14 protein-coding genes and 1 pseudogene are annotated in these 15,036 nt (G+C 33.2%); 3 read left to right on the top strand and 12 right to left on the bottom strand.

Going from position 1 to position 15,036, the window contains the following annotated elements; translation table 11 throughout:
• Positions 1 to 17 precede the first annotated feature (17 nt).
• The 5 genes from ACX5JI_RS19060 to ACX5JI_RS19040 form a co-directional block, all read right to left on the bottom strand.
• On the bottom strand, positions 18 to 365 hold the full coding sequence (locus ACX5JI_RS19060; RefSeq protein WP_459502600.1) for a DUF4260 domain-containing protein: 348 nt from the start codon (positions 363 to 365) through the stop codon (positions 18 to 20).
• A gap of 342 nt (positions 366 to 707) precedes the next feature.
• Positions 708 to 1,379, bottom strand: coding sequence for an ABC transporter ATP-binding protein (locus ACX5JI_RS19055; RefSeq protein ID WP_459502599.1), 672 nt, complete (start codon positions 1,377 to 1,379; stop codon positions 708 to 710).
• Positions 1,379 to 2,443 (bottom strand): ABC transporter permease, encoded by a 1,065-nt coding sequence (locus ACX5JI_RS19050; protein ID WP_459502598.1) that lies wholly within the window; start codon positions 2,441 to 2,443, stop codon positions 1,379 to 1,381. Before ACX5JI_RS19050 ends, ACX5JI_RS19055 begins: the two co-directional genes overlap by 1 nt.
• Before the next feature lie 117 nt (positions 2,444 to 2,560).
• Entirely contained in the window at positions 2,561 to 3,502 is a 942-nt protein-coding gene (locus ACX5JI_RS19045) for a DMT family transporter (RefSeq protein ID WP_459502597.1), read from the bottom strand.
• 385 nt (positions 3,503 to 3,887) lie between these two features.
• Positions 3,888 to 4,553, bottom strand: coding sequence for an HAD family hydrolase (locus ACX5JI_RS19040; RefSeq protein ID WP_459502596.1), 666 nt, complete (start codon positions 4,551 to 4,553; stop codon positions 3,888 to 3,890).
• A gap of 390 nt (positions 4,554 to 4,943) precedes the next feature.
• Between ACX5JI_RS19040 and ACX5JI_RS19035 the strand changes: the two genes are divergently transcribed.
• The 3 genes from ACX5JI_RS19035 (at position 4,944) to ACX5JI_RS19025 (ending at position 6,774) form a co-directional block, all read left to right on the top strand.
• Positions 4,944 to 5,420 carry a DUF2975 domain-containing protein gene (locus tag ACX5JI_RS19035; protein ID WP_459502595.1) on the top strand — a complete coding sequence of 159 codons (477 nt, stop codon included), beginning with the start codon at positions 4,944 to 4,946 and terminating at the stop codon, positions 5,418 to 5,420.
• A gap of 10 nt (positions 5,421 to 5,430) precedes the next feature.
• Positions 5,431 to 5,652, top strand: coding sequence for a helix-turn-helix domain-containing protein (locus tag ACX5JI_RS19030; protein WP_459502594.1), 222 nt, complete (start codon positions 5,431 to 5,433; stop codon positions 5,650 to 5,652).
• 330 nt (positions 5,653 to 5,982) lie between these two features.
• The gene (locus ACX5JI_RS19025; protein WP_459502593.1) at positions 5,983 to 6,774 is read left to right on the top strand and encodes a DUF817 domain-containing protein; all 792 of its coding nucleotides are present in this window, start codon (positions 5,983 to 5,985) and stop codon (positions 6,772 to 6,774) included.
• A gap of 229 nt (positions 6,775 to 7,003) precedes the next feature.
• Here ACX5JI_RS19025 and ACX5JI_RS19020 read toward each other — a convergent pair whose 3' ends face one another.
• The 7 genes and pseudogenes from ACX5JI_RS19020 to ACX5JI_RS18990 form a co-directional block, all read right to left on the bottom strand.
• Positions 7,004 to 7,621: a response regulator transcription factor gene (locus ACX5JI_RS19020; RefSeq protein WP_459502766.1), complete on the bottom strand. Its 618-nt coding sequence runs from the start codon at positions 7,619 to 7,621 to the stop codon at positions 7,004 to 7,006.
• Entirely contained in the window at positions 7,599 to 9,185 is a 1,587-nt protein-coding gene (locus ACX5JI_RS19015; RefSeq protein ID WP_459502592.1) for an ATP-binding protein, read from the bottom strand. The genes ACX5JI_RS19020 and ACX5JI_RS19015 overlap by 23 nt, the downstream gene beginning before the upstream one ends.
• Positions 9,186 to 9,263: 78 nt before the next feature.
• Positions 9,264 to 11,234, bottom strand: coding sequence for an FtsX-like permease family protein (locus ACX5JI_RS19010; protein WP_459502591.1), 1,971 nt, complete (start codon positions 11,232 to 11,234; stop codon positions 9,264 to 9,266).
• A 23-nt stretch (positions 11,235 to 11,257) separates the two neighbouring features.
• Positions 11,258 to 12,013 (bottom strand): ABC transporter ATP-binding protein, encoded by a 756-nt coding sequence (locus ACX5JI_RS19005; RefSeq protein ID WP_459502590.1) that lies wholly within the window; start codon positions 12,011 to 12,013, stop codon positions 11,258 to 11,260.
• Positions 12,014 to 12,245: 232 nt separating this feature from the next.
• Entirely contained in the window at positions 12,246 to 13,622 is a 1,377-nt protein-coding gene (locus ACX5JI_RS19000) for a sensor histidine kinase (protein WP_459502589.1), read from the bottom strand.
• A gap of 1 nt (position 13,623) precedes the next feature.
• A complete protein-coding gene (locus ACX5JI_RS18995) occupies positions 13,624 to 14,295 on the bottom strand; it encodes a response regulator transcription factor (RefSeq protein ID WP_459502588.1) in 672 nt (223 codons plus the stop codon).
• Positions 14,296 to 14,446: 151 nt separating this feature from the next.
• Positions 14,447 to 14,815, bottom strand: a pseudogene (locus ACX5JI_RS18990) (formylglycine-generating enzyme family protein); the annotation flags it as partial.
• Positions 14,816 to 15,036: the final 221 nt, after the last annotated feature.

Here is a 15,036-nt window from a genome sequence, read left to right as displayed (position 1 = left end):
TTTATTCCTGTTGCATCTTATAACTTCTGTATATGTGTATCTTTAAAATCCGTTTGATATTTTAGACCATATCCAAACAGACGATCCATTCCAATATGAGCTGTCCAAATTAAGCCGATCATAAGAGCCACATCTGATTTTAGAAATACACCGATCAAAATCAGTAATATTGATACTATGTACGTATGAAATAGGTTATAAATCTGTGCTCCAATACGATTATTGATAAGATATGCTAGCATTGAAATATCCGGTGTTAACAGAAGCAAAAAGAATATTAACCAACTAAACTCATTTAGTGCGTACATATAAATACTTGCGACTAAAACAATAAGCCCTTCAACATGTATGATATTTTTCTCCATAGTTCACCCTCCTATTGTTCATACATCTGCTAACTTTGACAAACGACTGTCCATAAAACGTTCCTCCTCACCTCGAAAAATAACAGAATAATAAAATTATTACAACATTTAACCCCAAAATTCATCTAAACAGATAACAATTCGTAAAAAAACGTAGAAATCCATGCTGTTGAGAAAAGAAATTGCCGCAATATATTGCGTGTAAATAGGTAAATGAAATTTTATCAGCGATTCGACAAAGAATATCGATCAACCGACAAATAACGACAAAAACCTATCCGCTCTTCTTTCTCGACACACTGAAAAAGCGCAGGAATTTTCCTGCACTTTTTCTCATACTACCTATACTAGCTTCCCATCACGTAATGTTAAGATCCGATCACATACATCAAGCATTCTCTCATCATGCGTAATCATAATCGCTGCTTTTTGACTTTCCTTCACTTCTCGTTTCATCATGTCAACAACTTCGCGTCCGCGTTTTGAATCAAGACTTGCGGTTGGTTCATCCGCTAAGATTAAATCTGGGTTATTCATGAAAGCACGGGCAATCGCCACTCTTTGTCTTTCTCCTCCCGATAGTTGATTTGGGTAATGTTTTTCTCTCTGAGACAGTCCAAATGCAGCGAGTAAATGGTCTGCGCGCTCTTCAGATTCTTTTTTGTCTTCTTTCTTTAATTTCGCAATGTAAAGCAACTGTTCTTTTACATTTAAATACGGAACAAGGTTTGCAAACTGGAAAATGAATCCGATTTTTCTTAAACGAATATCTGTCATTTCTTTTTCTGATAAGTGCGTGATATTTTGTTCGCGAATATATATGTTCCCTTTTGATGGTGACAATAGTGCCCCCGCAATGGATAACAATGTACTTTTCCCCGATCCAGAAGGACCAACAATACCGATAAATTCTCCTGCCTTCACATTAAGTGAAATCGGATGAAGAGCCGTTACTTCTGTATTTCCTTCTCCGTATACTTTACTTACTTCCTCTAATTTCAATAATGAAGTCATTACATACCACCTCCAATTGCTTCTAATGCATCAACTTTTAATACTTGATATAAAGAAATAAGTGTTCCCAAAATACTAATGACAATAAAAATCCCTGCATATTGACCAATCATTGTCGTCGTTAATAGAAACGGCATACTTTCTGGTAAAATCTTTTGTAATCCTTCTACTAATACAATACTTATCCCCATCGCAACAATAGATAAAAATAACGCTTGCACAACTAAACTATTTGCTAAATATGAATTTTTCGTTCCAATCGCTTTTAATACACCTAATTGCTGTGTTTTTTGTAATGTAATAACATAGAAGAACACACCAATTAATAAGGCAGCAATCACAAGTAAGAACGCAATAATCATCGTTAATGTCCCTTGTTCTTCTTTATACCCTGGGATACTTTGAAGAACTTCTTTTTTCTCTATCACATGTGCATGTTGCACTTCTTTATTCGTACGAAGTGCAATCGCGCTATAATCCTTTTGATTTGGCTGCGCAATTTCCCCCCACACATTTTGATTCACATACACAACAGGTGTATGACTAAACATTTGATCTTTCGTAAAGCCAACGATTTTAAATTCTTTTTTAGAAACTGGATCAATAATCGTATCTCCAATATCGATGCCTTTTTCTTTAATCGACTCGTCCGCAACCATTTCATCTTGTGCTGTTCCTAATGCATTTCCTTGCACAATCTTTGGTTCCAAGAACGTGTCACGTTCGCTCGCAAAAATCGCAATATCAACCTTTTTTGAACTATCTTTCTTTTCATACGTAGAAACTTTCACATGAAATGGCACAGCATCTTTTGCATCTACTTGCCCTACTACATCATCCACATCTTCTTTCTTAATTTGTGAACGGAGTAATTTATTTTCCGCATCATCTGCTAATACAAATTTTGTGGCATCCATATTTTGAATGGATGATGCATTATCATACGATAATCCATTTGCTAATCCAGAAATTACAAGGACTAAAAATGATAATAAAATCATGATGAGTCCGATTAACCCATATCGTAATTTTGCTTGTTTTAATTCACGCAGAGCTAAAAACATTTCGCTCACTCCTTCCTATTTCTTTCGATGCACTTATCTTAAAAAAGAAATATGAACGGAATATGAACAAACGATTACAGAAAAAAACCACCTTCTTTTAAAGAAGGCGGTGCAGATTCAATCCCCATTACGCATTTTTAATTTTGTATATTCATTTGTAAATTCCCTTTTCTTTTTCAACTTCATTTTACTTTCTGAAATAAACAATCCCGCTAATGTAAGAATTGTTCCTAATGCAGCCAAATATGTTATTGGTTCATGTAAAACAACCATAGAAGTAAGTACCGTAATAACTGGGACCACGTAAATATAGACGCTAGTTTTCACAGTCCCTAACACTTTAACGGCATAGCTCCATGTAAGAAAACAAAGAGCAGAAGCACCAAGCCCCAAGAACAATATATTGAATAAGGAAACAGGATTTGCAAACCGTTCCAGTTTCAATTGAAAGTCAAATAGAAATAGAGCAGGAGTCATTAATAAAATCCCATAAAAAAACACCCTTCTTGTCGTTTGAATCGTATTATATCCGTAACTACTGATTTTTCTAGTTAATACAGAATACGTAGCCCAAACTAAAGTAGCTGTTACTGCTAACAAATCTCCCAATGGATTCAAGTGAAAATTTGAAGTGCCATTAAAGCTGATGAGATAAATACCCGTAATTGCAACAACAAATCCAACGAAAAAATTAAGACGTAATGGTTCCTCTTTCAAAAATAAATATGTAAGAATGACTGTAAAAAATGGCACAACGGAACTTATTACACCTACATTAGAAGCCATTGTAAAAGTTAACGCGATATTTTCCAAAAGATAATACAAAGTGACACCACATAAACCAGCACATACAAAGGTGAGTTCATGTCTTTTATTGGTTACTTTCAGCCTGTGCGGGTATATAATGACTAACGCAATGAACCCGATTACAAAACGAAAAAATAAGATCTCAATCGGCGAAAAATCATCCAATAGAATTTTTGTAGAAATAAATGTTGTACCCCAAATCAAAATGGTAATAAGTGCTGCTATATGCCCAATAGTATGTTTGCTTTCCATTGTCTATTCCTTTCCTGCAATTGATTATTTATCATGGTTTATAAAAATATTTTGGTATTGTCCAGGTGTCAGTCCGATAAATTCCATAAAGATTTGTAAATCATATCCAAAACAAACTGTCCTTTCTTCTTGTATCATATGAACATCCCTCTTTCGATCTTAATAAAGGTAAGTGTAGCATATTTTTCACCTTTTATTGTACGATATTGACTAATCAAAAAATGGGCGTGGCAACTTCAAACGTTGCCCTGCCCATAATTATTAAACTATTTTTTAAGGTGTATTTCAAAATCTTTGGTTGATGGACATATAGAAAAGTGATCAGAAATCTATATTCTGAGCGTTGATTTATTATTTCGCTTATTCAGTTAAAGCGCCCGTTAGTTTAGCAAACTATTTTCATCTCAGGCAACATCATTTTCAACTCCATTAAGTCATTTATTACGAAATCGGCCTGAACGAGTTCATCTTCTTGTGCAAAATCAAAATTGCATCCAATTGCAACCAAACCATTATCTTTCGCTGCATTTATATCAGACAGGCGATCCCCAACTACTGCTGCCTTTTTTATGTCATATTTTTGTATAATTGTTTTAACTAAATCTCCTTTATCAAGCGTTTGTATTTGCTCAATACTACATGTTTCAGTAACCCAATGATCCAAATTATAATAACTCACAATTGCTTGCAAATATTCCGTTAAACCATTACTCGCTATATAAATTGAACAATTATTTTCTTTCAAATAATTGAAAACTTCTTTTACATTGGGGTATAAAGCACCTTTTCCACTCCTTATATTTTCAACTAATCTTTCCAAAAAATAAGTATCCGTTTGTTTTCTTACTTCATTGGAATGATCAGGTAACAAAGCTTCCCAAACTTTCGGTAAAGGTACACCCATAATTTCACGGTATTTATCAATAGGGGTTACTGTATCCCATAAATTTAATGATCGTAAATGGTTAAAAGTATCATCAAGTGATATTTCTAAAATTTTGTCTGTTTGAAATAAAGTCCCATCCATATCAAAAATCAGTGCTTGTAACATTTCTCTCTCCCCTTTTTATCATTACTAAATAACTTCTAAAGTTTAACATAAAATTACAATATTTTTCTCTCTTTTCGAAAAATTCCAGAAGTAAAACAGCATGTAACAATCAAATTTACACCATAATTCAAACAATGACAATGGTTATTATCACTCTACTATTGAATATGCTATTTTTCACTACTAGGATCAGGTTAGTTGAAAATTTTATAAATTAAATCGTTTTAAGTTTTAAAAAGCATTTCTTTGTAATGAGAAATGCTTTTTATTCCCCCTAACCCCAACACTTATACAACAACAAAAATATCATTATAAAAAATAAAAATTTATTGTTAAACAATAAACAATATGTTAAATTCAAATTGACAAGAAATAAGTGAGGTGCTTTTTATGAAACAAGTTTCAACGATCTTTTTAAAGATTACTGTTGTTCTTATTGGAATTCCGATTCTTTCTTTATGTATATTTGGCTTACCTTGGTTAGCTAATAATCCGGTAAATCCAGATTATGCCCATATACTCTATCCGATTTTAATTATTATGTATGCATCAGCGATACCATTTTTCGTTGCATTGTATCAGGCGTTCTTACTTCTAAGCTACATTGATAAGAACAAAGCGTTCTCGAAATTATCTGTACGAGCTTTAAAAAATATAAAGCTTTGCGCGATCACAATCAGCGTGTTGTATGTAGTAGGCATGCCACTCTTTTATCTCATGGCAGAAATAGACGATGCCCCAGGTATCATATTAATCGGATTGGTCGTTATTTTTGCTTCAATGGTAATTGCAGTCTTTGCGGCTGTTCTTCAAAAACTGTTAAAAGAAGCGATTGGTATAAAATCAGAAAATGACTTAACGGTCTGAGGTGATGAACATGGCAATAATAATCAATATTGATGTGATGTTAGCGAAAAGGAAAATGAGCGTAACAGAACTTTCAGAGAGGGTTGGAATAACAATGGCTAACCTTTCTATATTGAAAAATGGAAAGGCAAAAGCAATTAGATTTTCCACTTTAGTGGCAATTTGCAAAGCATTAGAATGCCAACCTGGAGACATTTTAGAATACAAAAGTGATGAAAACAATCAAGATTAACAAAGCGGGTATTTAACATGAAAAGAAAAGACAGTTATTTGGCGGTGAACCTATGTGCATAACCCTAAATCTATTTAGCTATTATACAAAGCAGGACTTACATATATATAAATCCAAATTTAAAAACGAACATCAACCCATTCTTTTCAGATGGATGAGAGCATCCAGCCATGGATAGAAGCGGTCAGTGCCTTTTTTAGCCCCATTCCATGTGAAAACAGAAGGAGAAAACGAGTGCAGGTCTCTGTCTGTTCTTCATAACCATAATGTATCTGTTAGAAAATCAAATTGAATTTATATATTTAGAAAAAATCTTTGGAGGCACAAATTATGAGACAAATAAAACAACTCGTTCATTTTGGCTTAGAGCAGGCTCTATCATGTTTGTTTCCTGTCATGATTTTTGCCTCGTTGGCTTTTACAAAAATCATCCCCCTTCCCTTCCTCCCACGGTATGACTGGCTGCTCATCATCTGCCTCCTGATGCAGTGGTGGATGGTGCGTTCTGGGCTTGAAACACGAGATGAACTAAAGGTTATCTCATTGTTCCACCTTATTGGACTTGCTCTTGAACTTTTTAAAGTACATATGGGCTCCTGGTCTTATCCGGAGGAAGGATATTTCAAAATTTTCGGAGTACCTCTGTATAGCGGATTCATGTACGCAAGCGTAGCGAGTTATCTTTGCCAGGCGTGGAGGAGGCTTAAAGTTGAATTAATTAAGTGGCCACCATTTTTAGTAGTTGCAACTCTTGCAGCTGCGATTTATTTGAATTTTTTCACCCACCATTATTGGATTGATGTTCGTTGGTGGTTATCTGGACTTGTCATTATCGTCTTTTGGCAATCATGGGTCACATACGAGGTTAATGGAACTCGTTACCGTATGCCACTCGCACTTTCTTTTGTGCTCATCGGATTTTTTATATGGATAGCTGAAAATATCGCAACGTTCTTTGGAGCTTGGAAATATCCAAATCAAACCGATGCATGGAGTCTCGTTCATTTAGGAAAAGTGAGCTCATGGCTCTTATTAGTAATTGTGAGCTTTCTTATAGTAGCGACGTTGAAGCAGATTAAGGGGCATACTTCCACTCAGGTAAATACTAATCAATTTTTATAACTGTTCAGAACTCTCTAAAAAAGTCGAATTCCTTAGCATCGTAAGGAATTCGACTTTTTTCGTTTTCAGTTCTCCTATCGTATAAAATTCCGAATAAGATAACTGAATTTTGATTGTTTTCATTCACACAGAACTAAAACTATTTCTTTCTATGTATTCATCTAAAAAAGAAATAAGAATAATAGATTACAATCAAAAATTCACCATTCAATTCAAGCCAACAGTTTCATTAACAACGATTTCGATAATGAGGTTGAATATATCCGAATTGTATTCCTTTTGTTACAGCTTCTAACGAAGACGAAACATCCAATTTATCAAATATATGTTGAATATGATTTGAAATAGTGCGTTCACTAACATATAACATAGTCGCAATTTCTTTACGCTTATACCCACCACATAGTAACTGTAAAATTTGTTTTTCACTATCAGTTAATTCTTCAACATAGTCCGTGGACGTTGGGAAATAACAAACACCTTCATTAATTTGAATTAAAATTTTGAGCAACTTATCTGGCATAATATTTTTATTAATAAAGCCACTCACACCAATTTTTTGAGCTTCATATCGATAAACAGGCAAATCATAGCCTGTTAGTATAACTACTTTCGTGTCACATTTACTATCTAAAATCAGTTTTGCTATTTCTAAACCATCTTCGCTACTAATATTGGTTAAATTTATATCTACTAAAATAATGTCTGGCTTCACCTCTTTAATAAGAGTGATAACATTTTCAACATTTTGTAATGAATAGAATTCATTTATCTCAGGGTAATCTTCTAAAGCTATCTCTAAACTTTTTGAAAACAAAGCATGATCATCTATTAATAAAATATTGATAGGAATCCTCCCCTTTCATAGGAATACAAATAACAATACATAAACCAGAAGGGTTGCATTCTGAAATTGTCATGTTACCGTTTAACAAAAATAGTTGTTCTTTAATAGAGCTCAACCCTCTCTGTCCATTAGAAATATGCTTTTCATTTTCCATACCCAGCCCATTATCTTTTACTATAAGCTCTATTTTGTTATTTTCTTGCGTCAAACTCAAAACTAACTTAGAACATTTAGAATGTTTGAATGCATTTGTTACTAATTCTTTTAAAATTCGATATATAACAAGATTATAAGGTTCAACTAAAAATAAATTATCATTACAATGAAAATTTATATCAATATTTTTCATTCCGTATTTTTGCTGTATCATCTCAAGTAAATTATTATAGTTCTTTTTTAATGTGAGCGTCTTTAATAATGTTGGTTTGTACTCTTGCATTTGTACGCGTATAGATTGGTTTAAGTTGTCCAGTGTTGCTACTATCATTTCATGAATTTCTTCTTTATTAGATTTATTCATCATATTTTTAACTGCTAATATATCTTGCAATATTTCATCATGTAGGTAATTAGAAAACTCACTTTTCACCTTCTCCTCTTTCGCTATCTGCAAAAGGTTATGAACGTAAAAACTTTCTGGCAGGACTTTTTGTTCTTCTGTATTAGCATGTAAAATCTTATTTTTTATGTCTTGAAATAATAGTGTAAAATACAGGAGAACAAACCAAAGAATCGTATGTATAATGACAACATAAGTAATCATATTAAATCTAAACAACAGCCCAAACGAACTAATAAAAACAATACAACAGATAAACATTAATACCATTTTGCCTTCCTTTAAAAGAAAATATTGCTTCAAAAATATATGGCTTTTAAAAGCAATGGCATGAATACTGAATAAAGGTAATAGGATCACAATATACCACCCTATATTACTTAAATATTCAGGGCTTTCCGCAAAAAACATAACATATACAATAAAGAGCACGCTAAACATGGCGATAGATGTAAGTAAATGTTTTTTTTCGCTTTTGAAAATAAATCTAAGTCGTTTTCGATGTTTCAAAGATAAAAAAATGATACAAATAAAACTAACAATCCATTGCCATGAAAATAGAGCTGCAAATAGTTTATCGTTTATCAATTTCGCAACCAAGGTGAATACACATGTAACTTTTAAGATCCAATCAGATTCTGTTTTATAAGCATAAATAGAATCTTGGAAAAAGAACAGCAGCAAAAATTGTACTGTCTTATATAGAATTACTACACTAAGCAATATACTTAACGTATAAAACATTTGCTTCCCATCAAGTGTAAGTAGAAATTGCCATGAAGCAACAAATAGCAATTTGGAGAATTTTGATAACGTACTATTTTCTTTTATATTTACAAAACTAATGTAGGCTCCATATATGACCATTATCGTTATAAGCGTTAGCGGAAGTAACTTTGCTGTCCCTGCAATATTACCTTGCCAAAATTCATAGCATAAAAAAATAATCATACAAAGTTGATTTATTAAAACAAAGATTTGTTTTTGCTCATAGTACTTTTTCATAGACTCACTTACCTTTGCTAGATTACATACAGATAAAGCTGATGCTTGTTTATTATCATCAGCTTTATCTATAAATTTTTACTTTTTATCATTACATATAATTTTATAGCATGCTCTTTTGGTTAACAAATAATAAATGATGTAAATCGCTGTAAAAATAATTACTGCAAAAAGAATTGGTAATAGAAAGGCACTGCTTTTCCCTACTAAATCGTCCATTAAAGCCGTTTTGTAGGCTACCAGTGCAAAAATACTATGCGTTAACCCTAATATATAAGGGATGCTAAATAACGTAACAATTTCTTTTCTAATTATCCTTTTTATCTTTTTCTTGTTATATCCCATTCTTTGTAAAATTGTAAATTCATTTTTATTCGACATCATACTCGAAAGACTATGAAAATAAAGTATGCTACCTGTCGCAATGAAAAAGATAATCGTAATAAAGCTAATGAGTAGGAATGTTGAACTATTCTGCTGAATAATGTAATCATTTTTTTGATAACTGCTTGTAAAATATATATTTTCTTTAAAAAGTGGCGCTACGTTTTCATAGACTTGTTTGTTATCTCTCATATGTGTTCCATTAATGCTCATTATCGTTTTCTCTGGAAGCCCTAATACTTTTATTTCTTTGTAAAGTTGGTCCGAAATAATAAGAGTTCCTACACTATTTGCAAATCCGATTGGATTAAGTAATGTAGTGTCTTTTACTTTTATATCCACGTTATTTGTAGGCGTTAAATTTAAAGTATATATTTTCCCTTTATCGAACTTTTCTTTGTCAGGTCGATATTTAACTAGGACACTTTCATTTTTAGTTAACTTCTCAAAGTCTACCTCTTCCTCCTGAATGCTTATTAATTCCTTGTAGTCGGATTCAGAAATCAGATCAAAGCTATGTTCTTTTTTTGCACTATATTCTTTCGGAACATTTTCTGAAGAAGATGTTCCGTGAATAATAGTTGTTTCTTTATATTCCATATTTTCTTTACCGACAGTATGTTGCACAATTTTAACAGCTTTATTAGCTAATTCTTTATCTTCCAACGGGAACTCAATAGCTGACGGTACAATACGTTCTGTAGCAGCAACTGGATAATAAAGCGTCAATATAGTAGCGCCAAATATAGACAAAGTTCCTGCAGCTAATAACGTTAACAAAATTAATGTTTTTGCCTTCGAACGAATTTTAAATATAAAGTTTGGAACAATAATAATATTCGTTTCTTTATAAAACCATCGTTTCTTTTTCTTTAATTTTTGAATAACAAAAGGTAAAAAGGAGTGAATAAAGAAGACTGTTCCTAATATTACACTTAACATTGTTACAAGTGCGATTGGTGAAAAGCCTATCGTTTTCCACAATGATTCGATTCCTCTTGTAATATCAATAGCTAAGAAATACCCTGCCAAAATCAAGAATAACCCTAAGAGCGATAAAGTTGTATTCACTTTCACCTGCTTTTCTTCCTTTTTCTCCATGCGTACCAAAGTAAGTAAGGAACTTTTCCGAAGGATTATCCAGTTTGATAAGAATAAGACAGTCAAAACAGCAAATATAAAAATAAAAGTGAATCGCACCGAATTAAGATTAATGAATGGCACTTCAGAAGTATTCATTTGTAATTTTAGTACTCTAACTATCACCTCAATAATCCCTTTATGAACAACAGCCCCTAGCGCGATACCGACAATTAAAGCCGCAAAACAAATGATAACATTTTCAAAGGTTAATAGTTTTACCATGGTTGACTTTCGATAGCCCAAAAGCGAATATATTCCGAGTTCTTTCATTCTTTTTTTCATAAAGAAAGTATTGGAATATGACATGTAGAATAGTACAAATGCCATAACAAAGATTGCTACTGTTCTCGACATTGTTTCCACTCTACCATCAGACGAAATCTTCTCCATAATCATATCGTCCATGGAAAAAGAAATAAAAGCGAAAAACACCATCAAAACGAAAGCTACTGAAACGAAATAGAACGAATAGAAGGAAAAGTTATTCTTCAAATTCTTTTTTGCTATTGTTAATAATCCCACAGTCGTGCCTTCCTTTCACACTCTTAGTTATATCGATTTTCATCAAGTTTTGAGATTTCTTTTAATATCTCTTCAAAAAATTCTTTTCTACCCTTTTCGTTTCTTCTTAATTCTTTCAGAACATTTCCATCCTTGAATATTAGAGTTCTACCTGAAAAACTTGCTGCATAAGCGTCATGGGTTACCATTAAAATTGTTGTATGAAGTTCTTCATTAACCTCTCTTAATTTTTGAAGTAGTTCTGTTGCGGAATTTGAATCTAACGCGCCGGTTGGTTCATCTGCAAATAATATACTTGGCTGTTTCGCAATCGCTCTTGCTGCCGCAACTCTCTGCTTTTGTCCCCCCGAAAGTTGACTAGGATACTTTGATAATTGTTCAAATATGCCAAAACGCTTTGCTAAACTTTCTATAGTCGATTCAATTTCGTTTGGAGATTTGTTTAACAGCGTAAGTGGCACGGCAATATTTTCCTGCACCGTTAAACTATCTAGTAAAAAATACTCTTGAAAAATAAAGCCTAAATGTTCCTTCCTAAAGTCCGCAGATTTGTTATCATTTAGTGTTTTAATATCAATGCCATTGATTAAAACATCTCCATCTGTCGGTGTATCGATAGTTGATAGTATATTTAATAACGTTGTCTTTCCGGATCCTGAAGCACCCATAATGCCAATAAATTCACCTGATTCAATATCAAAAGAAACTTTATTCAGCCCAGGTGATTTACTTTTATTGTAAATTTTCGTAACGTTTTTTGCAGATAATAATGTACTCATCGTATTTGCTCCTTTCAATTTATTAATATATTAATTTTATTCTTTACTATTTAAAGAAGCATGAGTAAAAAACGCAACATTCTACTTACGTTATAAATTCACTCTATTTGTCCTCCACCTTGTTTAACCATCTCATAGAAAATGAATTACTTTTTTCAAATGGTTCCTTTATCATTTTATTCTATAAAAAAGGACTGATTTAAAGATTCCCTCTTCAAATCAGTCCTTCTCATTATTTCGGTAATTCAATTCGAAACGTCGTACCTTCCCCTTTTATACTCTCCACTGAAACTTCCCCATGATGCAATTCAACAATTTTCTTCACAATAGATAAGCCTAAGCCGCTTCCTTCTATATTTCGCGCCCTTGCTGTATCTACTTTATAAAATCGATCAAAAATCCGCGCCACTTCTTCTTTTTCCATGCCAATCCCGCTATCTGAGATTGAAATGACTACACTCGTTTCTAATTCCCAAGCAGCAAAGGCAATGGTTCCACCACTATTTGTAAACTTAATACTATTTGTAAATATATTTGTCCAAACTTGGTGAAGTAAATTCTCATCGCCTTTTATGTGTATGCTAGGTACGTCAAATTCAACCGCTATATCTCTTTCACGCCATTTCCATTCCAACATAAAAATGACGTCCTTCATTTGTTTTTGCAAATCAAACTCTTTTATTTGAAGAACTTTTTCCTCTTTATCTAAAGAAGCAAGCGTAAGTAACTGTTTACATAAACTAGACATTCGCTTACTTTCGCCCTCAATAATTTGTAAATAATGCTTCCGTTCATCTTCTGTCATCTTTGCTGATTGTAACGTTTTCGAAAAACCTTGAATAGAAGAAAGGGGAGATTGAAATTCGTGAGATACATTGGAAACAAACTCTTGTCTCATTTGATCTAACTCTTTTATACTTTTTGTCATTTTTTTGAAACTTGTCGATAATGTTCCTATTTCGTCTTTTCGTCCTTCTTCTAACTCAATATCATACTCACCATTCGCAATCTTTTGTGTTGCTTTTGTAAATGTACGAACGGGCCGTACAAAATAACCAGCTGCAATCGTTATAAAAATAATACTCAATATAATAATGAAACCAAGTAATACAGCTAAGAAAATCCGCATTTCACCGAATTGTTGTTCAATATCAGGACGGAGAAATAATGCATATTGTTTATCATCATTCTTCACCGGGACCCCGACACTATTAATTAATTCATTATCAAAAAAACCAGTTATAAATAAGCGTGTTGGATACGAAGAAACACCGTTAAACGTTTCCCCTTGTAATACTTTTTCAATAGTAGCATCACTAATCTTTATTGAACGAAATGCATTTCCAATGCGTTTCCCCTGCTTTTGATCATCTACTATATAAATCTCATATCCTAATTCCGCAATAGAATGTAAATATTCATCCTTTGTTTCCTTATTTTGTTTTTCATATAAATGTTTGACTTCCTGCGCATAACTTAAAATTTTTTCACTATTATACGGTTTTAATTTTACTTGATAATAAACATTTGTTAATAAAAAACCAATTACACTACTAAGCAGCATAATTCCAATTGAAATCAATACAAATCTCGAATAAAGTGACTTCATCTTATTTCAGCTCCAACTTATAACCAAGCCCACGTACTGTTTTAATGTGAAAATCATCTGTTCGCTTTGAAAAACGATCGCGGAGACGTTTAATATGAACATCTACCGTACGCTCATCCCCTTCAAAATCCATCCCCCAAACGAGTTCAATCAACTCTTCCCTTGAAAATGTCCTTCCAGGATAACTTGCAAGTTGTGACAATAGCTCAAATTCCTTTAATGGTAGTAAAATCGTTTGATTATTACACTTCACCTCAAAACTTTTTCTATCAATCGTTGTCCCATGAAGTGTGATAATATCCGCATTCAGCATTTGATACCGACGAAGCAATGCTTTCATACGAAAGATCACTTCTGCAGGCTCGAACGGCTTCACAATATAATCATCTGTTCCGGAAATAAATCCTTTTTCTTTATCTACTAATTGATCTTTTGCAGTTAATAAAATAACAGGTATATCATGATACTTTCTAATCTCTTCGCATAAAGTATATCCGTCAACAAATGGCATCATAATATCGACAATAGCAAGGTGTATACTTTCTTTGTCTAATATAGATTGCGCCACTTTTCCATCCTCAGCTTCAAAAACTTTGTAGCCTTCCTTTTGTAAATGATAATGTAGTAATTCTCTAATGTGTTTATCATCATCTGCTAGTAAAATATGTATCATCTCGTTAAATCCTTCCTCGTTTATCCTTCTACACCATAACATTAAGAAAAACCTATGTTTTTTGCAAGAAAAAGACGGCAAAAAAAATTAAAGACTGTATCTTTAACGACTAATTAAATTTAGATACCGGATCTTTTCTTATTTGTAAGAACTAAAAAGACCGAGCAAGACGGAATCCAAGGTCGTCAATACAAAATGATGGATGGCTACGACGACGACATGAAGCTCCGCATCCTCTGGCCGCTTCTGCCCAGCTACCGCCTCGAAAAATCCGGTAAGAGCCGTACACTTATTCATCATATAAATCAAAGCACCACTCCCAAACATTCCCTAGCATATCATATAGGCCACATACATTCGGTTCCTTTTTACCTACTTCATGGATTTTCCCGCCTGAATTTTCATCATACCAAGCAATCTTATCAAGTTCCCCATATCTATAACCCGCAGTACCTGCTTTACATGCATATTGCCATTCTGCTTCTGTCGGAAGTCGATAGCCGTCAGACTCCCAATTACAAATGATGTTTTCACCATTATTACTTATGAATACTCCCCCACTTAGCAAAGCTTGAAGTGGGGGTTTCTAACGTTTCGGCCTAACGGACGATTAACGTCAGCGGAGTTAACACACTAGCGAGCTGTTTCACGCCTAACCCCTCTATCCCGTTTTTCCATGCATTCGGGACTACTTTTCGTAAAATATTCGCCGCAGCATTTACGTCTGCATTGATTTCGATG

This window comes from Bacillus sp. C1 (assembly GCF_054570475.1).
The sequence above is the reverse complement of the archived record's forward strand: the minus strand, read 5'-3'. Positions and strand labels throughout refer to the sequence as shown.